Source organism: Xanthomonas sp. CPBF 426 (assembly GCF_903989465.1).
Taxonomy (GTDB): Bacteria; Pseudomonadota; Gammaproteobacteria; order Xanthomonadales; family Xanthomonadaceae; genus Xanthomonas; species Xanthomonas euroxanthea.
The window spans coordinates 1,186,301-1,212,827 of record NZ_LR861805.1; the positions used below are offsets into that span (position 1 = coordinate 1,186,301).

Below are 26,527 nucleotides of genomic sequence, written 5' to 3' on the forward strand. Positions count from 1 at the left end.
CGCGACATGGCGTGCGCTGCGGTGGTGCGGCAGTTTCGCCGGCCGCTGTGGATGTGCGCAGACCGAACCTGCGATGGCGGCGTCGGGATGGCGATCGCCGCTGCAGCGTGAAGCGCCAACTGCCGGTGTTGTCGGCCCTGCGGTTTATCGCAAAGACGGAGTGATGGACACGATGGATCTTCTGCAAGCCGCACATGCCTGCCTGCAGGCGGCCGATCCGCTGGAGAAGGTCGCATTGACGCAGCGGCATGCGGCCGCGTTCCGCGCCGGCAGCTTGCCGCTGCCATCGCCGCAGGCGGCGCCACCGCAGCCGATCCGCATGCCGGGCCGGCCTGCCAGGCCGGTGCTGGTGCATCCGCGGCAGGTGCCGCGGCGTGGGCTGGGCAGCCTGGAAGGGCGCGCCGCCTTTATCCACGCCATCGCGCATATCGAGCTCAACGCCATCGATCTGGCCTGGGATGCGGTGTATCGCTTCCGTGGGCTGCCGGAGGCGTTCTATGCCGACTGGGTTGGCGTGGCCGATGACGAATCGCGCCACTTCATGCTGCTGCGCGCGCGGTTGCACGCACATGACCACGACTACGGCGACTTCGCCGCGCACAACGGCCTGTGGGAAATGTGCGAGAAAACCGCGCACGACGGCCTGGCGCGCATGGCGCTGGTGCCGCGCGTGCTGGAAGCGCGCGGGCTGGATGTGACGCCGGCGATGATCGTCAAACTGCGTTCGCTCGGCGATACCGCCACTGCCGAGGTGCTGGACACCATCCTGCGCGAGGAAGTGGCGCACGTGGCGGCCGGCTCGCGCTGGTACCGCTGGTATTGCGCGCAGGCCGGCATCGAGCCGCGCGCGCGCTTCAAGGCGCTGCTGCACGAGTACGCCGGCGGTTACCTGCACGGGCCGTTCAATCTGCAGGCGCGGCTGCTTGCCGGCTTCGACGAGGACGAACTGGCCGATCTGGTGGAGCAGGCCGGCTGAGCAGCCGGTGGTGGAGGCGTCGGCCGTAGTTGCACGCTCGCTTGAGCGCCGTATGCGGGCAGATCGAATCGGCCAGTACCGATGCTGCGCTGCCTGAAACGCGCCCGTCGTGTCGTGCATGCAGCACCGGGCGCACTGCGTGCGGAACGCGCGCAACGCGCCGCATCGATGCGTACCGCCACCGGTCGCCCCCGGCAATCACGCGGACTCGATGTCGCCGGACGCCGCAGACGACGTGCGCTGCAATGCGCCTTCGACCGCCGGACTGTGCGCTGGGTCCTTCCATGCAGCCGCCGGAATCGCATCCATTCAACGGTAGACATCACAAAAACGTAATTTTCTTTTGTAACAACTTGCAATCCGGACGGCACGGCGCGCCTTAATGGCGTCCCGGGGGCAGGGGCCCGGTGTTTCACATCCGTTACTTCCATGTCTAAGGAGAGAGAGACGATGAAGTCGAAGTCGATGTGCACCACGGTGGGTCTGATCGCCATGTGCCTGGCCGGTTCGGCCGCCGCTGCCGGCAAGCCGCTGTATCAATCGGGCCCGGCGTTGAGCCGCAGCGCGGCCACCACCGCCACTGCCGAGCCCTCGTTGCAGCGCCTGCTCAGCGCACCGTCCACGGCCAACGCGCAGGTGGTCCAGCTCGACGCCGGTGCGGTCACCGCCTCGGAGAAGCTGCTGGAACTGCAGTTGGACGGCCAGACCGTCACTGCCACCCAGGCCAAGGTCGATGCCCTGGAAGGCGGCGATAGCGTGTGGTACGGCAACCTCGGCCCGCGCGCCGGGACCCGCGCACGCACGCTGTCGGGGGTGGATCCGCTGAACTCGGCCATCCTGGTGCGCAGCGGCGATACCGTCACCGGCACCATCCGCTACGCCGGCAAGCTGTATCGGCTGCGCCCGCTCGCCGATGGCCGCCACGTCCTGGTGCAGGTGGAGGAAAGCCGCTTGCCGCAGGAGCACCCGGCCGAATACAGCCTGTTGCCGAAGATCGACATGCCCAGCGACGGGCGCGTCACCGCGGCCGCCGCATCGTCGGGCAGCCCGGCGACCATCCGCGTGCTGGTGGTGGCGACCAATCAGGCGGTGACCGCCTACGGCGGCAACATGCAGTCGCTGGTGCAACTGGCAGTGGCCGAGGCCAACCAGGGCTACATCAACAGCAATGTCGGCATCACCCTGCAACTGGCGCGTTACGAGACCACCAGCTACAGCGAAACCGGCAATTTCACCACTGACCTGCAGCGCTTCCGCGTGACCAACGATGGTTACATGGACAGCATCCACACCAGCCGCAACACCTACACCGCCGATGTGGGCGTGATCGTGTTGAACAACAGCAGCTACTGCGGCCTGGCATCGGGGATCGGCTCTACCGCCGCGACCGCGTTCGCCTCGGTGTACTGGGATTGCGCCACCGGCTATTACAGCTTCGCGCATGAAATCGGCCATCTGCAGAGCGCCCGTCATGACGCCACCAACGACCCGAGCACCTCGCCGTACGCCTACGGGCACGGTTATCGCTACGGCAACAGCTGGCGCACCATCATGGCCTACGACTGCAGCAGCGGCTGCCCGCGCCTGAACTACTGGTCCAACCCCAACATCAGCTACAACGGCGTGCCGATGGGCAATGCCAGCACCGCCGACAATCAGCGCGTGCTGGTCAATACCAAGGCCACCATCGCCGGCTTCCGCTGAGGACCAGGCGTCTACCGCTGTCGGCCCGGCACCGCAGGTGCCGGGCCTTTGCCGCTACACGCAGGCGCAGTGATCGCGCAGACTAGAGGCACTGCCGGTTGTCGCCGGCGTGTCCTGCGGAGCGGAGCACCCATGTCCAAGTCCCTGCGTTACGCGGCGCTGTGCCTGGCCGCGCTGGCAGTTGCCGGCTGCAAACAGCAACCTGCCGACCCAGCCCCTGCGCCACCCACACCGGCCGTGTCCGCGCAGGCCGCGCCGACCGGCAACGATGCCCGCGCCCGTGCGCTGCATGTGCTGGAAACCCGGCTGCAGGCTGACCATTTCTATCCGGACAACTGCATCAGCATCGTCGAGGAAGACGACGCTGAGTCCGCAGCGGATGCGTTCGACTTCGCAGTGCGCGAGCGGCATGGCAACGAGTGCCCCGGCGACCCGCAGACCAACCCGGTGCGCGATCGTTTCCGCGTGCAGGCCGATGGCACGGTGCTCTGGTACGACGTGGTCAACGCCGACTTCGTCGACTATGCCGAACATGCGCGCAGCATGCAGTGATGCCTTGGGATGCCGCATGGACTGTGCGGCTGCGTAACAGCAGCTGGCGCGATCGGGCTTACCGGCAGCGCGTCCAGCTGCGGTTCCTGCGCGGCTAGCAGCACGTCGAGCGTGCGCAGGCCTGATGTCGAAACCACAGCGCGCACCTGCAGACGGAGCGGCCGATGCCCATCGTATCTCGCTTGCACCGTGCTTCCGGGCGAGCGGCCTGCGCCCGCTGTGGCTGCTCGCTAGCTGCGGTCAGCTACGTCAAAGTGTCAGCTGCTCCAGTGAAACGCCGTCGGCATCCACATGCAGCACCGAGCCTTGTTCGTACCAGTCGCCCAGCACGATGCGGGTGCAGGTCTGGCCGCCGGCCTGCAGGGTATGGATCGCAGGGCGATGGGTATGGCCATGGATCAGACGGTCCAGGCCATACCGCACGAAGGTGGTTTCCACCTCGGCCGGGGTGACATCGGTGACGGTCTCGAAGCGCGATTGGTCGCCTTGCTTGAGTTCTGCATGACGCGCCTGGCTGGCAGCGCGTGCCTGCTGCGCGAAGGCGACCCGCGCGGCCAGCGGCTGCGCCAGGAACTGCGCCTGGAAGACCGGATCGCGCGTCTGTGCACGGAACGCCTGGTAGGCGGTGTCGTCGGTACACAGCAGGTCGCCATGCATCAGCAGGGTCGGGTGTCCGTACAAGTCGACCACCGTGGGATCGGGCAGGATGCGGAAGCCGGCGCGTTGCGCGTATGCCTCGCCCACCAGGAAGTCGCGATTGCCCGGCATGAAGAACACCGGCACGCCGCTATCGGCCACCGCATGCAGCGCCACGGCCACCGCATCGGCAGCGGTCGATGGCGTGTCATCGCCGATCCAGGCTTCGAATAGATCGCCGAGGATGTAGAGCGCGTCGCTGCCCGGCACCTGCGTGCGCAGGAAGTCCAGAAACAGCTCGGTGATCGCCGGCCGGGCCGGATCCAGGTGCAGGTCGGAAATGAACAGGGTCGTCATTGCGCCATTGTACGGCGGCAGCGCGGGACGGGAATCGGGAATCGGGAATGGAGAATCGGGGGTGGGGAATCGAGAATGGGGAATCGGGAATCGGGAATCGGGAATCGGTGGAGCGTCGCATCGCGGCGCGAGCGCCGGGTGAACGGCCGGCTGGGCGACGAGCGGCATCGGCTTGGTCAGGCAAGCGCGGCGATGGCAGATCTCACGCTTTAGCCGAGCAGCACCGGCACTCCCCACAGCGACAGACTGGCCAGCACCACGCCGATCGCCGTGGCAGCCAGCACATCGCTGGGATAGTGCAGGCCCAGCACCACGCGCGACAGCGCCACGCCGGCCGAAAACGGCACCAGCACCGGTGCCAGCCACGGGTAGTAGGCCACCGCCACGATGCTGAAGGACACCGCATGCAAGGTGTGGCCGGACGGAAAACTGAACTCGTCCAGCGGTGCCACCCAGGCGCGGATGCGCACGTCGGCCGCATACGGGCGCGGCCGCCGCGTCCAGCGTTTGAGCGACTTGTACAAGCTCAGCGCGAGCACTCCGGTGGCTGCCATGTGCGCAGAGGCACGCACGCCGTCCATGCCGTCGGCCAGCACCAGCAAGCCCATCAGGCTGTACCAGAACACGCCATCGCCGAGCCGGCTGATGGTGGCGAATGCACGCCGCACCGGGTGGCGCCGGCACCAGTGATTGGCGCGCCGGCACCAGCGCGCTTCGTGACCGCGCAGGAGCTCAAGCCGCGTTGCCGACATAACGCCCCCGTGTCGCGGTGATGCCCATCAGCAAGGCCTCGAAGTCGGACACCACCGTGTCCGGATGCAGTTTCTTCATCGCCTGTGCGGCCGCAGCCCCCAGGCGCCGGCGCAGCGCATCGTCCTCGGTGAGTGCGACGGCGGCCTGGATGAACGTCTCGTCGTTCTCCACAGCCACACCGCTGTGGCCGTTGCGCAGATACTCGCGCGCGGCGCCGTAGTCGAAGGCGACCGTGGCCACACCGCTGGCCATTGCCTCCAGGGTCACGTTGCCGAAGGTCTCGCTGCGGCTGGGGAACAGGAACAGATCGCCGCTGGCGAAGTGGCGTGCCAACGCCGCGCCGCGCTGGACGCCGCAGAAGATGAAGTCCGGATTTTCATGCGCGATCTTTTCGCGTGCCGGGCCATCGCCGACCCAGACGAAGCGCGCCTTCGGGCGGATCTGCTGCAACTTGCGGAAGGCGCGGATCGCCAACGGCAGGTTCTTTTCATTGGCGATGCGTCCGACGTAGATCGCCGCGAAGCCTTCGCCTTCGATGCCCCATTCGGCACGCAGGGCCGGATCGCGTCGGGCCGGATCGAACTGCTGGCTGTCCACCGCGCGCGCCAGCAGCTGCACCCGCTCGAAGCCGCCGTCGCGCAGGAACTGCTGCAGCTCGCGCGTGGGCACCAGCGTGGCCTCGGCCTGATTATGGAAGCGGCGCATCCAGCGCAGCGCGGTGCCCTGCAGCCAGGCGGCACCGTAGTCGGGCAGGTACTCGTCGAACCGCGTATGGAAGCCGGTGGCGACCGGGATGCCCAGTCGGCGTGCCGCACGCATCGCCGACCAGCCCAAGGGGCCTTCCGTGGCCACATAGACCGCATCCGGTTGCGTGATCTGCCAATGACGCACGAGGCGTTGTGTTGCCGGTAGCCCGAATTTCAGTCCCGGATAGCGCGGCAGCGATGCACCGCGCACCAGCAGGGCCGTGGCCGCATCCGTATCGCCGCTCTGCCGTGGACGCACCACGTCCACCTGGTGTCCGCGTGCGCGCAGGCCGGTCTCCAGCCCATGCACGGTCAGCGCAACACCGTTGACTTCAGGGGGATAGGTTTCGGTAACGATCGCGTAGCGCATGCCCGTTCTCCGGTTTTCGCTAGCTTCCGGGAGGGCGATGGCATGGATGTTGCGCCCACAAGTCGCGGCGGTGACAGTGGAGCCGGGAATGGGGAATGGGGAATGGGGAATGGGGAATCGCAAAGGCAGCGTGCTGCACTCGTTTAGCGCAATCGCCACCAGTCAGAACTTCTCAGAGCTCCGTGGTCGACTATTCCCGAATCCCCATTCCCGATTCCCGCCTGAGGCCGCAGGCCTCAGGTCACAAACGGTTTGAACGCAATCCCCAGCCCGGCCATGCTTTCGACTTCGCCGATCAGGTCGGCACGCAGCAGCGGGCGCGAGTCGATCCAGCTTTGCGACAGGATCAATGACAGGCGGGTGTCATCGGCGGTGAGTTCCAGGGTCGGAATCGGGTCGGATTCGTGCGCGCGATGCAGCAGCACCGCCAGCCGCAGCAGTGCGGCCTTGCGTCGGGTTGGCAGCAGCAACCGATCCGGCAGCGCATCGAACGCGGTCTTGGGCACATTGCGCCGATGCGTGCGCACCAGCGATGCTAGTACCTGCTGCTCCTGCCGCGAGAAACCGGCGATATCCGAGTGCTCCAGGATGTAGCTGCCGTGCACGTGATACTGGCTGTGCGCGATGATCAGCCCCAGCTCGTGCAGGCGGGCGGCGCGGCGCAACACCTGCGCGTCGTCGCCATCCAGCTGCCAGGATTCGCAGACCTGGTCGAACAGGCGGCAGGCCGTGGCCTCCACGCGCTGCGCCTGCACTTCGTCGATGCCGTAACGCTGCACCAGCGAGGCCACCGAGCTGTCGCGCGGGTCGTTCTCGCCGCCGCGGCCGAGCATGTCGTAGAGGATGCCTTCGCGCATCGCCGCCTTGCTGACCATCAGCTTTTCCAGCCCCAGGGCCTGGAACGCCGCTTCCAGCACCAGAATGCCGCCGGCGATGATCGGCCGGCGTTCGGCAGCCAGGCCGGGCAACTGGATGTCCTCGATGCGCTTGGCCTTGAGCAGTTCGTCGCGCAGCGCCGGCAGCGCCTCGGCAGTGATCGCGCCCTTGGTGAGCTTCATCGCCGCACAGATCTCGCCGATGGCCTTGTGCGTACCCGACGAGCCGATCGCCTCGTGCCAGCCCAGCGCCTTGTACTGATTGGCGAACTGCTGGAACTCGGCGCCGATCTCGGTCAGCGCATCCTTCCATTTCTTCTTCGACAGCTTGCCGCCGGGAAAGAAGCGCCGCGTGCTGGCGATGCAGCCAGCCTGCAGGGACTCGCGTTCCAGGGTCTGGAACCCGCGGCCGATGATGAACTCGGTCGAGCCGCCGCCGATATCGATTACCAGCCGGCGTTGATCGGGCTTGGGCGGTTGCGCATGCGCAACGCCGAGATAGATCAGGCGCGCTTCCTCGCGTCCGCTCACCACTTCGATCGCATGCCCGAGCGCGGTTTCGGCCGGCATCAGAAACGCCTGCGGCGAGCGCAGCTGGCGCACCGTGTTGGTGGCCAGCGCGCGCACGCGCAACGATGGCACTTCGCGGATGCGCTGGCCGAAACGCGCCAGACATTCGAGCGCGCGCTGGCGCGCCTCGTTGGAGATGCCACCTTTGCCATCCAGGCCGTCGGCCATGCGCACGGTTTCGCGCAGGCGATCGACCACACGCAGCTGACCCATCAGGTAGCGCGCAATGACCATGTGGAAGCTGTTGGACCCTAAGTCGATGGCGGCAAGGAAATCGCCATCGCGCAGGGGCGGGATCGTGGGGGAGGGCATTGGCATGGGCGCATGGTAGCCGATGGGCCGTTGGCCCCGTGAGGGGCCGCGCCCGCGCCCCTTCAGATCCGCTCGAGCAAGGTCATCTGCGCCGAATGTGCCGGCTCGCCAGGGCCGGGGACGCGCTTGTGATAGACGCCTTCGGCATCCAGTTCCCAGGCATTGACGTTGTCGTCCAGGTAGTTCTGCAGCACTTCGCGGTAGACGCGCTTGGCCAGATCCGGATCCAGGATCGGGAAGCAGGTCTCCACGCGGCGCAGCAGGTTGCGTTCCAGCCAGTCGGCGCTGGCGCAGTACAGCTCTGCCGCGCCATCGTTGCCGAACCAGTACACGCGGCTATGTTCCAGGAAGCGCCCCACGATCGAGCGCACGCGGATATTGTCGGAGACGCCGGGCACGCCCGGGCGCAGCGTGCACGCGCCGCGCACGATCAGGTCGATCTGCACGCCGGCCTGCGAGGCGGTATACAGCGCGCGCACCACCTGCGGCTCGTTGAGGGCATTCATCTTGGCGATGATGCGGCCCGGGCGGCCGTTGCGGGCCAGCCGCGTTTCGCGCTCGATCCGCTTCAACACGCCGGCATGCAGGGTAAAGGGCGACTGCAGCAATTGCTCCAGTTTCATGCGCGGCGCGAGCCCGGACAATTGCTGGAACAGCATGTGCACATCGTTGCCGATTTCCACATCCGCCGTGATCAGGCTGATGTCGGTGTACAGGCGCGCGGTGCCGCTGTGGTAGTTGCCGGTGCCCAGGTGCACATAGCGTTTGAGCTTGCGTCCCTCGCGGCGCACGATCAGCAGCATCTTGGCGTGGGTCTTGAAGCCGACCACGCCGTACACCACCTGCACGCCGGCTTCCTGCAGCTTGTCGGCCAGGCCCAGGTTGGCCTCTTCGTCGAAGCGCGCGCGCAGCTCCACCACCACCGTGACGTCCTTGCCGTTGCGCGCGGCCAGGATCAGCGCATCGACGATCAACGAGTCCTTGCCGGTGCGGTACAGCGTCTGCTTGATCGCCAGCACGTTCGGGTCAACCGCGGCCTGACGGATCACGTCCAGTACCGCGGTGAACGCATCGAAGGGGTGGTGCAACAACACATCGCCCTTGCTGACGATCTGGAAGATGCCGTCGGTGTCGCGCAAGGTGCGCGGATTGAACAACGGATATTTCAGTTCGGGGCGCTGCACCAGGTCGTAGACCTGGATGACGCGGCTCAGATTGACCGGCCCGACAATGCGATACACCGCGTTTTCATTCAGGCCGAAGTTCTGCAGCAGGGTGCGCATGATCGGTGCCGGGCAGTCGTGCGCGATCTCCAGGCGCACCGCCGGGCGGTAGCCGCGCGTAACCAGTTCGTCGCGCAAGGCCAGCGCCAGGTTCTCGACTTCTTCCTCGTCCACCACCAGTTCGGAGTTGCGGGTGACGCGGAACTGATACGAGCCCTTGACCTGCATGCCCGGGAACAGCTCGTCGACGAACTCGGACAGCACCGAGGACAGGAACACGAAGCTCTGCGCGCCCTCCGGCGACAGGCTCGCCGGCAGCTGGATGATGCGCGGCAACGACCGCGGCGCACGCACGATGGCCAGATGACCGGCGCGCCCGAATGCGTCCTGGCCCTCCAGCACCACCACGATGTTCAATGTCTTGTTGAGGATCTTGGGAAACGGATGCGCCGGGTCCAGACCCAGCGGCGACAGCACCGGCATGATCTCGTTGCGGAAATAGGCCCGTAGCCAGCGTTTCTGACGCGAATTCCAGGTCGAGCGCCCAAGTACCGCCACGCCTGCCGTCTCCATCGCCGGGCGCAGCACCTCGTTCCACACGTGGTACTGCTGCTCGACCAATTTGGCCGCGCGGTCGTGCACCGCGTTGAGGATGGCCGTCGGGCTTAACCCGTCCGGTGCCGGCGGCAGGCCGAATTCCTGCGCATGCCGCACGGTGGCCGCGCGGATTTCGAAGAACTCATCCAGATTGGTGCAGGAAATGCACAGGAAGCGCAGCCGTTCCAGCAACGGCACCTGGTCGTCCATCGCCTGTGCCAGCACCCGGAAGTTGAAGTCCAGCTGCGACAGTTCCCGGTTGATGTACAGCGACGGATCGCGCAGCGGATCGGTGGCGACGTCTTCGGAAGGGGTGATGTCGTGCAAGTGTTTGGCGTGGCCCATGGAATCGGTCATCAAGACGGAGATGGTGTGCGGTGTGACAGCGCGCCGGTCGCAGCGCAGGCAATGCAGCGCGTCCGGCGCGCGGGCATCGCACCGCGTTGCGGCGCGCACCCCCTACATATCACGCCGAACGTGACAGTGGCAGGGACTGATCGCGCTGTACGACGCGCGCAGCGACAAAATGACATGAGAATTCGCTGCCGCGTCCGACTTCGCTTTCGATTTCCAGGCGCGCCTGGTGCAGTCCCAGGATGTGCTTGACGATCGATAGCCCCAGCCCGGTGCCCCCGCTCTCGCGCGAGCGGCTGCTGGACACGCGATAGAAGCGCTCGGTGATGCGTGGCAGGTGCGAGGCGGGAATGCCGTAGCCGGTGTCGCGTACCGCCAGGGCTGCGCCATCGCCCTCGCGCACGAAGCGGATCGTCACCGTGCCACCGCCGGGCGTGTAGCGCACCGCATTGGTGACCAGATTGGAGAAGGCGCTATGCAGTTCCTTGTTGGAGCCGAGCAGGTCCACGCCGGCCTCGTCCAGCACGTTCACCGTGTGGCGACCCTGGCTGTGCGCTTCGGCCTCGCGACGCAGGGTCGACAGCATCGGCGCCATCGCCACGTGCTCCTCGCCGAGTTCTTCCTGCGATTCCAGCCGCGACAGCGTCAGCAGGTCCTCGACCAGCTGCGCCATGCGCTGCGACTGCTTGCGCATCTCGGCCAGCATCGGGCCGGCATCGGGAAAGTCTTCGGGGTCGAGCATGTCCAGGTAGCCATGCACCACCGTCAATGGCGTACGCAGTTCGTGCGAGACGTTGGCCACGAAGTCGCGGCGCACCTGCTCCAGCCGCAGCAGCTTGCTGACATCGCGCGCCACCAGCAGCCAGTAATCGTCGGAGTAGGGAATCAGGCGCAGGTTCAGGCGCAGGTCCGGATCCACCGGCGAGGCGGCGTCGAGCATGGGTTCGGCATTGCGGCCGGCCGCCAGCCAGTGCGCCAGCGGCAACGGCTGCAGCCGCTCCACCACCGACACGCCCATGTCGCCCGGATGATGCAGGCCGAGCAGTCCGCCCGCGGCCCGGTTGAACCACTGCACGCGCTGGCTGTTGCGATCCACCACCACCACCGCATCCGGCAGCGCCTGTGCGGCGGCGCGATAAGTTCGCAGCATTTCGATCAGGCGACGCTTGCGCCCGCGCATCTCGGCCTGGCTGCGATACAGCAGGCGGTCCAGTTCGTTCCAGGCCCCGATCCCGGCGGCGGGTTCGGCGCGCTGCCGGGCGGTCAGGCGACGCAGCACCTGGCGCAGCCGCCAGTAATGCCAGGCCAGCACGCCCAGGGCGGTCAGCGTCAGCGCCATCCACACATGCTCGATCAGCACGCCGACCAGCACGGCAGCGCCCAGCAACAGCGCGAGGGTGCCGAGCGTCTTGAGCCAGGCGGAACGGATATGTCGAGGCATGGAAGGCGTTACCACCGGGCGTCAGATGGGCGTGCGAGCCGGCTGGCCTGCGTGGCCGGCCGGCTGTGCGGCAACCACTAGGTTGCCGAAGAGAAACGGTAGCCCGAGCCACGCACGGTCTGCACCATGTTTTCCAGGCCGAACGGTTCCAGCGTCTTGCGCAGGCGGCGGATATGCACGTCGATGGTGCGCTCTTCCACGTACACGCTGCCGCCCCAGACATGATCCAGCAGCTGGGTACGCGTGTACACGCGCTCGGGGTGTGTCATGAAAAAGTGCAGCAGGCGGTATTCGGTCGGGCCGATCGGCACCGGCGCGTCGCCGGCAAACACCCGGTGCGCGGCGCCGTCGATGCGCAGGCGGCCCACCGACACGCTGCCGTCCTCGTCGTCCTCCCGGGTGCGCCGCATCACCGCACGGATGCGCGCCAGCAACTCGCGCGCCGAGAACGGCTTGACCACGTAATCGTCGACCCCGGCTTCCAGGCCGCCGACGCGGTCGTTCTCTTCGCCGCGCGCGGTCAGCATGATGATCGGAATCTCGCGGGTCAGCTGTTCCTTGCGCCAGCGTCGCGCCAGATCCAGCCCGCTGGTGCCCGGCAGCATCCAGTCCAGCAGGATCAGGTCCGGCACACGGTCGGCAATGGCGGTCTGCGCCTCGCGGGCATCGCCGGCATGGATGGGTTCGAACTCGCCTTTGCGCAGCGCGAACGCCACCATGTCGCGAATCGCGGGTTCGTCATCGACGATCAGAATGCGTTTTTGCACGCGGGGCTTACCGTCTGGCTTTGGTGATCGCCAGTAGACTACGGTTTTGTGACTCTAATGTGACATGCGCGGTGACCAGGCCCTCGGCAACAGCGGCCTGCACCAGGGGCCGGCGCAGTGCGGGACGCCTAGGCACACGCCGGGATGGACCATTGCGCCAGCCGTCACAAGCGCTAGCGGGTCGACAGATCCGGGTCGCGAATCCCTTGTCGGCGCAGTTCCAGCACGCTCGGGGTGATCGCCGCGATGCGCGCATCCACCCGAGCCCGTGTCACATAGTCGAGATCTTTCTTCTTCAGCGCTTCCAGCTGGATCAGCGCCTGTTCCGGGCGTCCGTTCAGATACGCAGATTCGGCATAGGCCTCGCTGGCGCGCAGATGGTCGCCGGACAGCTCGCAGGCGCGTGCGTAGGTCTGTTGCAACAAGGCATCCTCGCTACTGCGATGCAGCAGCGGTTCCAGCACCTGACGCGCGCGCTGGCCGGACTCCTTGCTGGCCTGCTCGTTGAGCGCGCCGGCGTAGGTCAGCGCCACCGCGCGGTTGTTCGGCAGTTGCTTGAGCAGCGCGTCGAAGCGGGCATTGGCCACCTCGCGCTGGCCCACCCGCGCCTGCGCCTCGCTCAGGCCCAGCGTCAGCCATAAATTATCCGGGTGCGCCTCCAGCAGGCTGGTCAGTTCGGCCACCGGTTCGCTCGGCCGGCCGCCGCTGTTGCGCAGGCGCGCCAGCGCCAGGCCGTAGCGCTGGGCATCGGTCAGGCCGTGCTTGTTGCTGCGACGCAGGGTCTCGTATTCGCGGATCGCCGCATCCGGCGTGGTCGCACTGAGCACGCGCAGGCGCTCCTTGGCCCAGTCGAAGTTCTGCTGGTCGTCGCCGCGGCTCAGTGCATCCACCGGCAGCCGCAGCGCATACGGAAGGATCGCGTTGCCGTTGCGGCTCAGCGGTTCGGACAGCGACGGGTCGGCCGGGTCCACCCGTTCCTGGCGCGTTCCGCCCGGTACCGAGGTGGTCAGCACCACGGTGTTCTTCTTCATCTGTTCGGCGCGCGCCTTGGCCTCGCTGATGCGCGTGACCGTGACCGGGTGGGTCTGCAGGAAGTCGGGCGCGCTGTAGCCGCCCTCGTTGGCGCGCATTGCCACCGACATGCGTTCGAAGAAGCCGGCCATTGCATCCACGTCGTAGCCGCTGCGCACCAGCGTGCGGATACCCAGCCGGTCGGCCTCCGATTCGTTGGAGCGGGTGTAGTCGATCTGGCGTTGCTGCATCAGGCCCATCGCGCTGGTGATGCCGGCCATGGTGGCATCGCCCTTGGAATTGCCGCCGGCCTGTTGCGCGGCGACCACCGCTGCCAGCATGCCCAGCAGGATCGGGATCTGGTCGCGCTGGGCCCGCTCCACCCCACGCAGCACGTGCTGCTGGGTGACGTGGGCGATTTCGTGCGACAGCACCGCGGCCACTTCGTCCTCGCGCTCGGCGGTCAACACCAGCCCCGCATTGACCGCGATATAGCCGCCCAGCGTGGCGAAGGCGTTGATCTGGCGGTCGCGCAGCATGAAGAACGTAAACGGCTGCTGCGGCTGGTCGCTGTTGGCGCCAAGCCGGGTCCCCATGGTCTGCAGCCAGTCGGTGATCAGCGGGTCGTCCAGCACGTAGTCGTAGTTGCGCAGCTCGGCCAGCATCATCTTGCCGTACTCGGCCTGGCGCGCCGGGGTCAGCAGCTCGCCGGCGGACGAGCCGATGTCGGGCAGGCGGTTTTCCTGCGCGGGTGCCACGCCCATGGCAACGGCCAGCGTGAGGGCAGTGGCGAGCGGTAGCAGGCGCAAGTGGAACTCCCAGGTAATGCGCGGAGCATGCGGGCAGCACGGCGCGATGGCGTGAATCATCGGTTAATCCACAGTGTTGCGGTGACGACATGGAAATTCCAGTCGCCCGGTACCATTGTCAGACCTCAGACCAACCGCGGAGTTTCCCGTGAGCCAAGACCCCAATGTCCAGGATGCGGCCGCCGGCCCGCAGATCACCCTGTATTCCTCTGCGATCTGCCCGTACTGCGTGGCGGCCAAGAACTTCCTCAAGAGCAAGGGCCGGACCTGGACCGAGGTGCGCATCGACCTGGACCCGGCCGAGCGCAACAAGATGGTCGCGCTGGCCAAGCGCACCAGCGTGCCGCAGATCTTCGTCGGCGACGTCCATGTGGGCGGCTACGACGACATGATGGCCATGCACCGGGCCGGCAAGCTCGAACCGTTGCTGGCCGGCACTGCAGGCGGCCAGGCATGAGTGAGCATGACGGCAGCAGCGACGACCGTCTGCGCGAGTTCACCGAATTTCGCCAGCGCATGAACCAGCGCATCCTGGCCGAGCCCAACCAGGTGGTGCGCCGGTTCTTTGCGCTGGACACCCAGACCTACCAGGCCGGCGCGCTGGACGTGAAGACCAAGGAGCTGCTCGGTCTGGTCGCCTCGATGGTGCTGCGCTGCGACGACTGCATCAGCTACCACGTCGCCCAGTGCAAGGAAGCCGGCGTGACCCGCGAAGAGTTCTTCGAGACCTTCTCGGTCGGCCTGGTGGTTGGCGGCTCCATCGTCATCCCGCATCTGCGTCGCGCGGTGGATTTCCTCGACCAGCTCGAGGGCGGCGCCCAGGCACCGGCGCAGCACGCGCACGATTGATGTGTCGAGCGGGAGTCGGGAGTGGTGATTCGGGATTCGTAAAAGCGGGCGCGCGCGTGCCGCCCTAGTCGGCGGCACAGACTTTGTGCGCTCTGGTTGTCCGGTGCCGGCCGTAGGCGAGGGCGGTGCGTCCAGAGCGCCTCCGCACGCTGGGTCCTGGTGCGCCTGGAGGCTGCGGGCGCGCACTGCGGTTGTCTGATGCCACTGACTGCACCGGGTTTCCGCAGCAGTCATCCGGGCCGCTCTTAGACCAAGGTCGGTTTGGGCGCCTTCACCGGCATCGGGCATAATTGCCTGTGAAACCTCCTTGCGCCGCTCTGCCGGGTATTGCGGCTGGCGCTCCCCCCTTCAAGTTCGGAAACCCAACGTTATGACGCAGACAATCACGGTCATCCGCGGCGACGGTATTGGCCCGGAGATCATGGATGCCACGCTGTTCGTGCTCGACGCGCTGCAGGCTGGCCTGACCTACGAGTACGCCGACGCTGGCCTGGTCGCGCTGGAAAAGCACGGCGATCTGCTGCCCGAGTCCACCCTGGCCTCGATCACCAAGAACAAAGTGGCCCTGAAGAGCCCGCTGACCACGCCGGTCGGCGAGGGCTTCAGCTCGATCAACGTGGCCATGCGTCGCAAGTTCGACCTGTATGCCAATGTGCGTCCGGCCAAGTCGTTCCCCAACACCAAGTCGCGTTTCGCCGATGGCGTGGACCTGATCACGGTGCGCGAGAACACCGAAGGAGCCTACCTGAGCGAAGGCCAGACCGTGTCCGAGGATGGCGAGACCGCGTTCTCCGGCGCCCGCGTCACCCGCAAGGGCTCAGAGCGCATCGTGCGCTACGCCTTCGACCTGGCGCGCGCCACCGGCCGCAAGAAGGTCACCGCGGTGCACAAGGCCAACATCATCAAGTCGACCTCGGGCCTGTTCCTGAAGGTGGCACGCGACGTGGCCGCGCAGTACCCGGAAATCGAGTTCCAGGAAATGATCGTCGACAACACCTGCATGCAGCTGGTGATGCGTCCGGAGCAGTTCGACATCATCGTGACCACCAACCTGTTCGGCGACATCATCTCCGACCTGTGTGCCGGCCTGGTCGGCGGCCTGGGCCTGGCCCCGGGCGCCAACATCGGTGTGGACGCGGCGATCTTCGAAGCCGTGCACGGCTCGGCGCCGGACATCGCAGGGCAGGGCAAGGCCAACCCGTGCGCACTGCTGCTGGGTGCCGCGCAGATGCTGGACCACATCGGTCAGCCGCAGAACGCCGAGCGCCTGCGCGAAGCGATCGTGGCCACCCTGGAAGCCAAGGATGCACTGACTCCCGACCTGGGCGGCACCGGCAACACCATGGGCTTCGCCAAGGCCATCGCTAGCCGCCTCTGAGCGCGCCGGTAGGTCGCACAAGAGAAAGGGCGCCGACGGCGCCCTTTCTTTTTGCTGGAAGGGGGTTGCTTGAAGCCAGTGTCACGCCATCAGGCGAAGGGGTCGCTGTTGCGATTCCCCACTCCCGATTCCCGATTCTCCACTCAGTTACGCGACTGCAGCTTCGACAGCAAGCGCAGGAACTCGATGTACAGCCACACCAGGGTGACCATCAGGCCGAACGCGCCATACCACTCCATGTGCTTGGGCGCGCCGTGTTCGACGCCGCTTTCGATGAAGTCGAAGTCCAGCACCAGGTTCAGCGCGGCCACCACGACCACGAACAGGCTGAAGCCGATTCCGATCAGGCCAGAGTCGTGGATGAAGGGAATGCGCACGCCGAAGAAGCCCAGCACGATGGTCGCCAGATACACCAGCGCAATGCCGCCGGTGGCCGCCACCACGCCCAGCTTGAAGTTCTCGGTGGCCTTGATCATGCCGCTGCGGTAGGCGAACAGCAGCGCGAACATGGTGCCGAAGGTCAGCAACACCGCCTGGAACACGATGCCGTTGAAACGCGCCTCGTACACCGCCGAGATCGAACCCAGGAAGAAGCCTTCCACCAGCGCATACAGCGGCGCGGTGACCGGGGCCCAGGTCGGCTTGAAGCTGGTCGCCAGTGCGAATACCAGTCCGCCGATCGCGCCGGCGATCATGTACAGGCGTGCTGCCGGTAGCGGCATGCCATCGGCGCCGATCGATTGCGACCAGGCGAAGGCGGCAGTGAGTACCGCCATCAGCAATAGCAGGCCGGTCTTGTTGACGGTGCCGTTGAGGGTCATCGCCTGACCGTCGCGCGTGACCACCGCGCCGGAGCCCAGGTCGAGGAAGGTGGATTCCCGAAGGGCGGGATTGCCGCTACGCATGCGTATTCTCCATGAATGTAGGTGCCTGCCGACTTGGCGAGCAATGAGTGTGAGGATACCGGATCGTCCAATTTACACAGAGTGATTGACAGCAAGGCCAATCATTCCCAAAATAGCCGACCTTTCCAGCCTTCGGGATTGAAAGGTCCCGCCGGGGTATAGCGCAGTCTGGTAGCGCGCCTGCTTTGGGAGCAGGATGTCGGGGGTTCGAATCCCTCTACCCCGACCATTCCGAGCTCTTGACGGCGTGGGAATGCGAAGTTCGGTCCGGGCGCCCGTAGCTCAACCGGATAGAGCACCGGCCTTCTAAGCCGGCGGTTACAGGTTCGAGTCCTGTCGGGCGCGCCATCGGCGGTGCGGTAGGAAGTAGGTTTCAGTGGTGGCTGTAGCTCAGCTGGTTAGAGTACTGGATTGTGATTCCAGATGTCGGGGGTTCGAGTCCCCTCAGCCACCCCACTGATTGCAGGAAAGTTGGACCCGATGCGTCGCGGGTGTTGCAACGAGGCAAAAACGCGCATACAATGTGCGACCAGTTTCAGGGCCGTTAGCTCAGTTGGTAGAGCAGTTGACTCTTAATCAATAGGTCCAAGGTTCGAATCCTTGACGGCCCACCAAACAAAAGCACTTAGGCAGCAGCCTAGGTGCTTTTCTTTTTGTGCTGCGGAAAGCGATGGTGCAGGGATTGGCTGCAGCGTCGTCGTCGTCTCGGTCGGTGGCCGCGCAACCACAGTGACCCTACCGACTCGGTGCGATGGATTGCCTGCGTCAGGTGCGCAATCGCCATCGACGGCCGTCCCCGCCCGGATGAACGCACGCGAATGAGGACTGATGTGTCTGGAGTAATGCGGCATTCCATCCTGGGCCAGATCGGCGTCTTCGCGATCGTCGGTCCCCCGCTGGGTGGGCTGCTGGGCCTGGTGCGGTGGAGCCGGCTCGATCTGCAGACCGTGTTGACGATCGTCGCCTGGTCGTATGCGCTGGTGCTGCCGGTGATTGCCTGTGCTGCCGCGGGATGGCTATGCGCGCGCACATGCGCCTGGTTGTACCGCGGGCGCCGGCCCAACCCCGTGGTCCACATCGGCATCGGTGCCTCGAGCGGTCTGCTCTCGGCCGGGGTGATGGTGCTGCTGCTGGCGATCATCGGCGGCTGGTCGTGGCTGTCCGATCGCGCGGTGATGCTGACGCTGCTGCAGTGTGGGCTGGCGGCAGGCAGTGCCTGCGCCGCGATCGTCTGGCTGATGTGGTCGCGCCTGAGAGTGTCTCCCCGGGCCGGAGGATAGGCCGCCAGCGCTCCCCAGGATGCGCAGGAAGACGTTCCGTGTTGCGTCGGGCGGCGCTTTCGATACGCCTGCTGGTGATGCGATGCGCAAGGCAGCTGCGGCCACGGCAGCCGTGGTCGCCTTACGGCAATGCAGCGGGCGCGGGCGGCTGGCTTTGCTGCATGCGCGGAAATGCCAGTGTAAAACACGCGCCCTGGCCGGGCGCCGAGGTCACTTCGACAAAGCCGCCCGCCTGGCAGACCGCGCTGTACACCTGTGCCAGCCCCAGGCCCGCGCCTTTGTCGGCATCCTTGGTGGTGAAATACGCTTCGAACAGATGCGCCTGCACGTGTGCATCCATGCCATGCCCGTTGTCGGCCACGGCAATGGTGACGTAGTGCCCTGCCGGCCTGGCCAGGTTGGCCTGTTCCTCGGCGACCACGGTGTCGCCGGTCTCCACGCGGATGACGTCGCCCCGTCGGCAGGCATCGCGGGAGTTGATCACCAGGTTCAAGATGGCGCGTTCCACCGTGTGGCGATCGACCATGGCGCAGCATCCACCTTCGGCGGTGCGCAGCTGCAGCTGCAGGTCTGCGCCGATCACCTGTTCGAGCAGGGGGCCGAGCTGTTCGGTCAGGGCGGCCAGATCCACCGATTCCGGGCTATACGGATACTGCCGGGAAAAGCCGACCAGGCGCTGGGCCATGACCGAGCCATGTTGAAGCGCCGCATCGGCCACGCCCAACAGCTTGGCGTCGTGCGCGTCGATCCTGGCGCGCCGTACCACCAGGTCGATGGCCGAGGTGGCCGCCTGCAGGACGTTGTTCAAATCGTGCACGACGCCGGCCAGCAGCTGTCCCACCGCTTCGCCTTTTTGCGCCTGCTCGGAAATCTTTTCGGCAGCGCCTTGCGCGGCGCGCGCGATGTCCAGATCGCCTTCGATGCGCTCTTGCAGGTCGCGCAGGCTGTGCAGCTCGGTCGACAGCGAATGTTCGCGCGCGCGTGCCAGCCGCAGCGCGCCGTTGGAGAACGCGCGCTCTGCCGCCAGGGTCGAATCCAGCGTGCGGAAGGCGATCTCCAGCGCTCGGCGGTCGGAGATGTTCTTGCTCACGGCCAGGATCGCTTCGACCTTGCCAAGCGCATCGAACAGCGGGCTGGTGACGACCTGCCAGATCTGGCGCACGCCGGCGAAGTTCACGCTGGCAGCTTCGAATTCCTGGATCGAGCCGGCGCGGGAGCCGGCGATCGCCGCGTCCACCAGCTCGGCCGCTTCCGGTGGCCACAGCTCGCGCCATGGCCGCGCGATCAGCTGATCCTGGTGGCTGGCACCCAATTCGGTCAGGCCATTGACGTTGATCGCGGTAATCCGCCCGTCGAGGTCGATCTCCTTGATGCAATCGCGGGACAGCGCCACGATTTGCCGATACCGATCTCTCATCGCGATGACTGCCTCTCAGGTGTTAACGGAATTTTAGCTAATCTCAGCTTTACCCAACGCTAGCGGAGCAAACCAGGGGCGCGCGCAGGTGATGCCTCGCATAATGAATGCGTTTACCGTCGGCGCGCCGGGTGGGGCATCGGCAGGGGTCAGTTTGCCCGCACCGGCAGGCGGCATCCATTCGCGGCCAGTGGGCGGCATCATTACGCCCGCGATGCTTTTTCTTTGCCGGCATCCCTGCAACAATGGCTGGGCAACTGCAGCATCGCGAAAGTGGCGGAATTGGTAGACGCACCAGATTTAGGTTCTGACGCCGCAAGGCGTGGGGGTTCGAGTCCCCCCTTTCGCACCATGCAGTGCGGCCGTGTGTCGTCCGGCCGCTTTCAGCCATAGGCCTGGTGCCTCTGCCTTGCGCGCTGCGGTGACGCGTATTCCGCTGGCAGCGGCCGCCATTATCGGTGAAACTACAAGGCTCGGCGGCTTTCTCGCCATCCGTCAACCCGCATCTTCCATCTCGTGCCGACGCTTGTGCAGTCGGTGGCAGGAGTCAACATGCAAGCATCGATCGAATCCACCGGCAATCTGGAACGCCGCCTGACCTTCACCCTGCCGCAGGAGCGCCTGGAGACGCATGTCGGTGGCCGCCTGCGCGAACTCGCGCGCACCACGCGCATCAAGGGTTTCCGCCCGGGCAAGGTGCCCACCAAGGTCATCGAGCAGCGCTTCGGTCAGCAGGTGCGTGCCGAGGCGATGGAAGGCCTGCTGCGTGAGACCTTCGACTCGGCAGTCCGCGAGCATTCGCTGCGCCTGGCCGGCAATCCGCGCATCGATCAGGGCGAGAGCGATTTCGACTTCGTCGCCACCTTCGAAGTGGTGCCGGATTTCGGTGATATCGACGTGGCCAAGCTGTCGGTGGTGCGTCATACCGCCGAGGTGACCGATGCCGACATCGACCAGATGATCGAGAACCTGCGCCTGCAGCGCCGCACCTGGAACCCGGTCGAGCGTGGCGCGCAGGTCGGTGATCTGGTGGCGCTGGAGACCTGGTCGCAGGCCGGCGACGAGCGTCTGCCCGCCGAAGGCGTGGAGACCGGCAGCAGCGTGCTGGGCTCGGGCGTGATGTTCGACCAGATCGAAAAGGGCCTGGAAGGTCTGGCCAAGGGCGAAGACAAGACCCTGACCATCGACTTCCCGGCCGAGTGGCGCGTGCCCCAGCTGGCCGGCAAGACCGTGCAGGTGCACGTCAAGGCGGTCGAGGTCTCCGAGCCGGTGCTGCCGGTGGTGGACAAGGAGTTCATCAAGAGCTTCGGCGTGAAGAGTGGCGATGCCGAGCAGTTCCGCGCCGATATCCGCACCAACCTGGAGCGCGAGCTCAAGGGCGCGCTGATGAACCGCCTGCGTCGCGAAGTGGGCGAGCAGCTGATCGCCGCCTATGCGCACGTGGAGATGCCGCCGCGTCTGGTCGAGAACGAAGCCCGTTCGATGCTGGCACAGCAGGTCGAGCAGGTCCGCCGCAGCGGCCGCAACCCGGGCGAGATCCCCGCCGATGCCCATCAGGGGTTCATGGATGCGGCGGCCAAGCGCGTGCTGGTCGGTCTGCTGGTGGGCGAGGTGGCCCGTCGCAACGAGCTGCGCCTGGAATCCAAGCGCGTCAGCGAAACGCTGCGTCTGATCGCTTCGACCTACGAAGAGCCGGAACAGGTCATTGAGATGTACCGCAACGATCCCCAACTGATGAGTGGACTGCAGAGCCGTGTCATGGAAGAGCAGGTGATCGACTGGATCGCCGAGCGCGCCCAGCACACCGAGCAGTCGCTGTCGTTCCAGGACGCCATTCGGGTCTAAGGTAAGCGACCGCGTGACACCAACCCGCATCCCGATGGCTGGGATGCGGATGTCAAACCCGGGCATCGGCGCACGCCGCTGCCACTACAGGAAGACTGATGAGCATTGTGACCAAAGCCCTGAACCTGGTGCCGATGGTGGTCGAACAGACCAGCCGCGGCGAGCGTGCGTATGACATCTACTCGCGTCTGCTGAAGGAGCGTCTGATCTTCCTGGTCGGTCCGATCGACGACCACATGGCCAACGTGATCGTGGCCCAGTTGCTGTTCCTGGAAGCCGACAACCCGGAAAAGGACATCAGCATCTACATCAACTCGCCAGGTGGCGTGGTCACTGCCGGCATGGCGATCTACGACACCATGCAGTACATCAAGCCGGACGTGAGCACCATCTGCGTCGGCCAGGCCGCCTCGATGGGCGCGCTGCTGCTGGCATCGGGTGCGGCCGGCAAGCGCTATGCGCTGCCGAATTCGCGCGTGATGATCCACCAGCCGCTGGGTGGCTTCCAGGGCCAGGCCACCGATATCGACATCCACGCGCGCGAGATCCTGACCTTGCGTTCGCGCCTGAACGAGATCCTGGCCAAGCACACCGGCCAGTCCCTGGAGACCATTGCGCGCGACACCGAGCGCGACAACTTCAAGAGCGCGGTCGATGCGCAGGCCTATGGCCTGGTCGACCAGGTGCTGGAACGCCGTCCGGAAGAGTCGATCCAGCCGTCTTGATCGCCAGATTGCTGAAATTGCAGGAAAAACCGGCAGGGTCGGGCTGGGCGGATGTCCTCCCGACCCTGTGCTATTCTCGAAATCGAACCCCCGTGCATCGGGTGGGGTAACTGGGTAACAGAAGCATGAGCGAAGACCGCCAAGGTCGTTCCGGCGACAGCAACAAGATTCTCTACTGCTCGTTCTGCGGTAAGAGTCAGCATGAGGTCCGCAAGCTGATTGCCGGTCCCAGCGTATTCATCTGCGATGAGTGCGTGGAGCTGTGCAACGACATCATCCGCGAGGAACTCGAAGAGAAGGCGCAGTCGGCACGTTCCAGCCTGCCCAAGCCGCGCGAGATCCTCGAGGTGCTGGATCAATACGTGATCGGGCAGTTGCGCGCCAAGCGCACGCTCGCCGTGGCGGTGTACAACCACTACAAGCGTATCGAGAGCCGCAGCCGCAACGATGACGTCGAGCTGGCGAAATCCAACATCCTGCTGGTCGGCCCGACCGGTTCGGGCAAGACGCTGCTGGCCGAAACGCTAGCGCGGCTGCTCAATGTGCCGTTCACGATCGCCGATGCCACCACGCTGACCGAAGCCGGCTATGTCGGCGAGGACGTGGAAAACATCATCCAGAAGCTGCTGCAGAAGTGCGATTACGATGTCGAAAAGGCCCAGCAGGGCATCGTCTACATCGACGAAATCGACAAGATCTCGCGCAAAAGCGAAAACCCGTCGATCACCCGCGACGTGTCCGGCGAAGGCGTGCAGCAGGCGCTGTTGAAGCTGATCGAAGGCACGGTGGCCTCGGTACCGCCGCAGGGCGGCCGCAAGCATCCGCAGCAAGAATTCCTGCAGGTCGACACCAAGAACATCCTGTTCATCTGCGGCGGTGCATTCGCCGGACTGGACAAGGTGATTCAGCAGCGCTCCAACGATGCCGGCGGCATTGGCTTCGGTGCCAAGGTCAAGAGCAGCGAGCGCAAGCAGGAAGTCGGCAAGATCCTGGCCGAGGTCGAGCCGGAAGATCTGATCAAGTTCGGCCTGATTCCCGAGTTCGTCGGTCGCCTGCCGGTGGTCGCCACGCTCGAGGAGCTGGACGAGCCGGCGCTGATCAAGATCCTGACCGAGCCGAAGAACGCCATCACCAAGCAGTTCAAGAAGTTGTTCGACATGGAAGGCGTGGAACTGGAGTTCCGCCCGGACGCCCTGTCTGCGATCGCCAAGAAGGCGCTCAAGCGCAAGACCGGCGCGCGTGGTTTGCGCACCATCGTCGAATCGGTGCTGCTGGACACGATGTACGAGCTTCCCTCGCAGGAAAATGTCAGCAAGGTGGTGGTGGACGAGTCGGTGATCGAGCACAAATCCGAGCCGTACCTGATCTACCAGGCGCAGCCGGCTCCGGCCAAGGCAGCGTCCGGCGATTGAGTCCCTGAGGCCGCTTCGCCGGGCCCCGGCCTCGCTCGCGGATAAAGGGTTTCCGAACGCTACTTGCAACACCTCGCCGATGGCCCCATAACGGGGCCATCGGCTTTTTTTACGCCCCAAAACCCCCATTCCTGCGGAGCGCCCCATGGCCCAGTCCCAATCAGAAGTTCTCGATCTGCCGGTGTTGCCGCTACGCGACGTGGTGGTGTTTCCGCACATGGTGATTCCGCTGTTCGTCGGCCGTGACAAGTCGATGCGCGCGCTGGAAAAAGCCATGGAAGCGGACAAACGCATCCTGCTGGTCGCGCAGAAGTCGGCCGAAACCGACGACCCGGCCGCCAGCGACCTGTATACCGTCGGCACGCTCGCGCAGGTGCTGCAGCTGCTCAAGCTGCCCGACGGCACCATCAAGGTGCTGGTCGAAGGCCTGTCGCGGGTCACTGTCGACAAGGTCGTCGAGCTGGATGGTGCGCTGCAGGGTCAGGGCATCGAAATCGAAGCCAGCGACGCGCGTGAGCCGCGCGAAGTGGAGGCCATTGCGCGTTCGCTGATGTCGCTGTTCGAGCAGTACGTCAAGACCAATCGCAAGCTGCCGCCGGAGTTGCTGCAGACCCTGGCCGGTATCGACGAGCCGGGCCGTCTGGCCGACACCATCGCCGCGCACATCGGCGTGCGCCTGGCCGACAAGCAGCGCCTGCTGGAAATCACCGAGATCGGCGAGCGGCTGGAGTTGCTGGTCGGGCTGGTGGACGGCGAGATCGATGTGCAGCAGCTGGAAAAGCGCATCCGCGGCCGCGTCAAGTCGCAGATGGAAAAGAGCCAGCGCGAGTACTACCTCAACGAGCAGATGAAGGCGATCCAGAAGGAGCTGGGCGATCTGGACGATGCGCCGGGCGAGCTGGAAGAACTGGCGCGCAAGATCGCCGAGGCGGGCATGCCCAAGCCGGTCGAGACCAAGGCCAAGGCCGAGCTCAACAAGCTCAAGCAGATGTCGCCGATGTCTGCCGAAGCGGCCGTGGTGCGCAACTATCTGGACTGGCTGCTGGGTGTGCCGTGGAAGAAGCGCACCAAGGTCCGCAAGGACCTGAAGGTCGCGGAGGACACGCTGGATGCCGACCACTATGGCCTGGACAAGGTCAAGGAGCGCATTCTCGAGTACCTGGCGGTGCAGTCGCGCGTGAAGCAGATGAAGGGGCCGATCCTGTGCCTGGTCGGGCCGCCGGGCGTGGGCAAGACCTCGCTGGGCCAGTCGATCGCCAAGGCGACCAACCGCAAGTTCGTGCGCATGAGCCTGGGCGGCATCCGCGACGAGGCCGAGATCCGTGGCCATCGCCGGACCTATGTCGGCTCGATGCCTGGCCGCCTGGTGCAGAACCTCAACAAGGTCGGCAGCAAGAACCCGCTGTTCCTGTTGGACGAGATCGACAAGATGTCGATGGATTTCCGTGGCGATCCGTCCTCGGCGCTGCTGGAGGTGCTCGATCCGGAACAGAACAACTCCTTCAACGACCACTACCTGGAAGTGGACCTGGACCTGTCGGAGGTGATGTTCGTCGCCACCTCCAACTCGCTCAATATTCCGGGGCCGTTGCTGGACCGCATGGAAGTCATCCGCATCCCCGGTTACACCGAGGATGAGAAGCTCAACATCGCCATGCGCTACCTGGTGCCCAAGCAGATCAAGGCCAACGGCCTGAAGCCGGAAGAGATCGAGATCGGCAGCGACGCGATCCAGGACATTGTGCGTTACTACACGCGCGAATCCGGTGTGCGTAACCTCGAGCGCGAAGTGGCCAAGATCTGCCGCAAGGTGGTCAAGGAAATTGCCCTTGCCGGTCCGCAGCTCGTTGCCAAGAAGGTGCCTGCCAAGAAGGGCACGCCCAAGGCGCTGGTCACGGTCAATGCGAAGAACCTCGACAAGTACCTGGGTGTGCGTCGCTTCGATTTCGGCCGTGCCGAAGAGGAAAACGAAATCGGCCTGGTGACCGGCCTGGCCTGGACCGAGGTCGGCGGTGAACTGCTGCAGGTCGAGTCCACGCTGGTGCCGGGCAAGGGCAACCTGATCCTGACCGGTCAGCTTGGCAACGTCATGAAGGAATCGGCATCGGCTGCGCTGTCGGTGGTGCGTTCGCGCGCCGAGCGCCTGGGCATCGATGTGGATTTCCTGCAGAAGCAGGACGTGCACGTGCACGTGCCCGATGGCGCGACACCGAAGGACGGCCCGAGCGCCGGTATCGCGATGGTGACCTCGCTGGTGTCGGTGTTGACCAAGGTGCCCATCCGCGCCGATGTGGCGATGACCGGCGAGATCACCTTGCGCGGTCGCGTGTCGGCCATCGGCGGCCTGAAGGAGAAGTTGTTGGCCGCGTTGCGCGGCGGCATCCGCACCGTGCTGATCCCCGACGAGAACCGCAAGGATCTTGCCGACATCCCGGCCAACGTCACGCGTGACCTGGAGATCGTGCCGGTCAAGTGGATCGACGAAGTATTGGACCTTGCATTGGAGCGTCCGTTGGCACCGAAGAAGGCGAGCAAGGAAAAGGTCCGCAAGACCGCCTCGCGGGTTGCGGTTCGCGGCAAGTCACGCACTACTCCGGGTGCCCGCGTCAAGCACTAAAACCGCTTGTCTAAACCCAGGCGAAACAAGCCAAAACCCGCGTCGT

Annotated in this window: 21 protein-coding genes and 5 tRNA genes; 16 read left to right on the forward strand and 10 right to left on the reverse strand. The window is 65.5% G+C overall.

Annotated elements, in window-relative coordinates; genetic code table 11:
- Window positions 1–163 precede the first annotated feature (163 nt).
- From H7A87_RS05045 to H7A87_RS05055, 3 genes are all read left to right on the forward strand, one after another.
- Entirely contained in the window at window positions 164–976 is an 813-nt protein-coding gene (locus tag H7A87_RS05045; protein ID WP_180496890.1) for a ferritin-like domain-containing protein, read from the forward strand.
- Window positions 977–1,426: 450 nt separating this feature from the next.
- Window positions 1,427–2,680 (forward strand): zinc-dependent metalloprotease, encoded by a 1,254-nt coding sequence (locus H7A87_RS05050; protein WP_119129711.1) that lies wholly within the window; start codon window positions 1,427–1,429, stop codon window positions 2,678–2,680.
- A 132-nt stretch (window positions 2,681–2,812) separates the two neighbouring features.
- Complete coding sequence (locus tag H7A87_RS05055; RefSeq protein WP_119129712.1) at window positions 2,813–3,232, forward strand: hypothetical protein; 420 nt, start codon at window positions 2,813–2,815, stop codon at window positions 3,230–3,232.
- Window positions 3,233–3,481: 249 nt separating this feature from the next.
- Here the strand turns inward: H7A87_RS05055 and lpxH are convergent, their stop codons facing one another.
- From lpxH to H7A87_RS05095, 8 genes are all read right to left on the reverse strand, one after another.
- Window positions 3,482–4,225 carry a UDP-2,3-diacylglucosamine diphosphatase gene (gene lpxH, locus H7A87_RS05060; protein WP_102583853.1) on the reverse strand — a complete coding sequence of 248 codons (744 nt, stop codon included), beginning with the start codon at window positions 4,223–4,225 and terminating at the stop codon, window positions 3,482–3,484.
- Between the two features lie 209 nt (window positions 4,226–4,434).
- The gene (locus H7A87_RS05065) at window positions 4,435–4,977 is read right to left on the reverse strand and encodes a phosphatase PAP2 family protein (RefSeq protein WP_115676271.1); all 543 of its coding nucleotides are present in this window, start codon (window positions 4,975–4,977) and stop codon (window positions 4,435–4,437) included.
- Window positions 4,958–6,094 carry a glycosyltransferase family 1 protein gene (locus H7A87_RS05070; protein WP_119129713.1) on the reverse strand — a complete coding sequence of 379 codons (1,137 nt, stop codon included), beginning with the start codon at window positions 6,092–6,094 and terminating at the stop codon, window positions 4,958–4,960. The genes H7A87_RS05065 and H7A87_RS05070 overlap by 20 nt, the downstream gene beginning before the upstream one ends.
- Window positions 6,095–6,330: 236 nt before the next feature.
- On the reverse strand, window positions 6,331–7,851 hold the full coding sequence (gene ppx, locus H7A87_RS05075; protein WP_026064255.1) for an exopolyphosphatase: 1,521 nt from the start codon (window positions 7,849–7,851) through the stop codon (window positions 6,331–6,333).
- A 62-nt stretch (window positions 7,852–7,913) separates the two neighbouring features.
- On the reverse strand, window positions 7,914–10,016 hold the full coding sequence (gene ppk1, locus H7A87_RS05080; RefSeq protein WP_104582478.1) for a polyphosphate kinase 1: 2,103 nt from the start codon (window positions 10,014–10,016) through the stop codon (window positions 7,914–7,916).
- Between the two features lie 121 nt (window positions 10,017–10,137).
- The gene (phoR, locus tag H7A87_RS05085) at window positions 10,138–11,466 is read right to left on the reverse strand and encodes a phosphate regulon sensor histidine kinase PhoR (RefSeq protein WP_164740269.1); all 1,329 of its coding nucleotides are present in this window, start codon (window positions 11,464–11,466) and stop codon (window positions 10,138–10,140) included.
- A gap of 77 nt (window positions 11,467–11,543) precedes the next feature.
- On the reverse strand, window positions 11,544–12,233 hold the full coding sequence (phoB, locus tag H7A87_RS05090) for a phosphate regulon transcriptional regulator PhoB (protein WP_104582300.1): 690 nt from the start codon (window positions 12,231–12,233) through the stop codon (window positions 11,544–11,546).
- A gap of 173 nt (window positions 12,234–12,406) precedes the next feature.
- Entirely contained in the window at window positions 12,407–14,113 is a 1,707-nt protein-coding gene (locus H7A87_RS05095) for a M48 family metalloprotease (protein WP_180496891.1), read from the reverse strand.
- Between the two features lie 88 nt (window positions 14,114–14,201).
- Between H7A87_RS05095 and grxC the strand changes: the two genes are divergently transcribed.
- The 3 genes from grxC to H7A87_RS05110 all read left to right on the forward strand — a co-directional run bounded on the left by grxC (window position 14,202) and on the right by H7A87_RS05110 (window position 16,280).
- Entirely contained in the window at window positions 14,202–14,510 is a 309-nt protein-coding gene (gene grxC, locus H7A87_RS05100; protein ID WP_104582301.1) for a glutaredoxin 3, read from the forward strand.
- A complete protein-coding gene (locus H7A87_RS05105; protein WP_104582302.1) occupies window positions 14,507–14,902 on the forward strand; it encodes a carboxymuconolactone decarboxylase family protein in 396 nt (131 codons plus the stop codon). Before grxC ends, H7A87_RS05105 begins: the two co-directional genes overlap by 4 nt.
- Before the next feature lie 370 nt (window positions 14,903–15,272).
- On the forward strand, window positions 15,273–16,280 hold the full coding sequence (locus tag H7A87_RS05110; RefSeq protein WP_104532882.1) for an isocitrate dehydrogenase: 1,008 nt from the start codon (window positions 15,273–15,275) through the stop codon (window positions 16,278–16,280).
- A gap of 143 nt (window positions 16,281–16,423) precedes the next feature.
- On the opposite strand, the gene H7A87_RS05115 is transcribed toward H7A87_RS05110, so the two are convergent.
- Window positions 16,424–17,185: a Bax inhibitor-1/YccA family protein gene (locus H7A87_RS05115; protein WP_104582303.1), complete on the reverse strand. Its 762-nt coding sequence runs from the start codon at window positions 17,183–17,185 to the stop codon at window positions 16,424–16,426.
- 152 nt (window positions 17,186–17,337) lie between these two features.
- Here H7A87_RS05115 and H7A87_RS05120 point away from each other — a divergent pair.
- The 5 genes from H7A87_RS05120 (at window position 17,338) to H7A87_RS05140 (ending at window position 18,465) form a co-directional block, all read left to right on the forward strand.
- Window positions 17,338–17,414, forward strand: a tRNA-Pro gene (locus H7A87_RS05120).
- Window positions 17,415–17,456: 42 nt separating this feature from the next.
- A tRNA-Arg gene (locus H7A87_RS05125) sits at window positions 17,457–17,533 on the forward strand.
- A gap of 31 nt (window positions 17,534–17,564) precedes the next feature.
- Window positions 17,565–17,641: transfer RNA gene (locus H7A87_RS05130), tRNA-His, on the forward strand.
- Window positions 17,642–17,723: 82 nt separating this feature from the next.
- A tRNA-Lys gene (locus tag H7A87_RS05135) sits at window positions 17,724–17,799 on the forward strand.
- Window positions 17,800–18,027: 228 nt separating this feature from the next.
- Window positions 18,028–18,465 carry a hypothetical protein gene (locus H7A87_RS05140; protein WP_119129714.1) on the forward strand — a complete coding sequence of 146 codons (438 nt, stop codon included), beginning with the start codon at window positions 18,028–18,030 and terminating at the stop codon, window positions 18,463–18,465.
- A gap of 121 nt (window positions 18,466–18,586) precedes the next feature.
- Here the strand turns inward: H7A87_RS05140 and H7A87_RS05145 are convergent, their stop codons facing one another.
- Window positions 18,587–19,882, reverse strand: a complete 1,296-nt coding sequence (locus H7A87_RS05145) for a PAS domain-containing sensor histidine kinase (RefSeq protein ID WP_119129715.1) — start codon at window positions 19,880–19,882, stop codon at window positions 18,587–18,589.
- A 267-nt stretch (window positions 19,883–20,149) separates the two neighbouring features.
- Here H7A87_RS05145 and H7A87_RS05150 point away from each other — a divergent pair.
- From H7A87_RS05150 to lon, 5 genes are all read left to right on the forward strand, one after another.
- Window positions 20,150–20,234, forward strand: a tRNA-Leu gene (locus H7A87_RS05150).
- Between the two features lie 200 nt (window positions 20,235–20,434).
- Window positions 20,435–21,727, forward strand: a complete 1,293-nt coding sequence (gene tig / locus H7A87_RS05155; protein WP_024938422.1) for a trigger factor — start codon at window positions 20,435–20,437, stop codon at window positions 21,725–21,727.
- 98 nt (window positions 21,728–21,825) lie between these two features.
- Window positions 21,826–22,452, forward strand: coding sequence for an ATP-dependent Clp endopeptidase proteolytic subunit ClpP (clpP, locus tag H7A87_RS05160; protein ID WP_002806026.1), 627 nt, complete (start codon window positions 21,826–21,828; stop codon window positions 22,450–22,452).
- A gap of 125 nt (window positions 22,453–22,577) precedes the next feature.
- Complete coding sequence (gene clpX, locus H7A87_RS05165) at window positions 22,578–23,864, forward strand: ATP-dependent Clp protease ATP-binding subunit ClpX (protein WP_104582306.1); 1,287 nt, start codon at window positions 22,578–22,580, stop codon at window positions 23,862–23,864.
- A gap of 145 nt (window positions 23,865–24,009) precedes the next feature.
- A complete protein-coding gene (gene lon, locus H7A87_RS05170; protein ID WP_104582307.1) occupies window positions 24,010–26,481 on the forward strand; it encodes an endopeptidase La in 2,472 nt (823 codons plus the stop codon).
- Window positions 26,482–26,527: the final 46 nt, after the last annotated feature.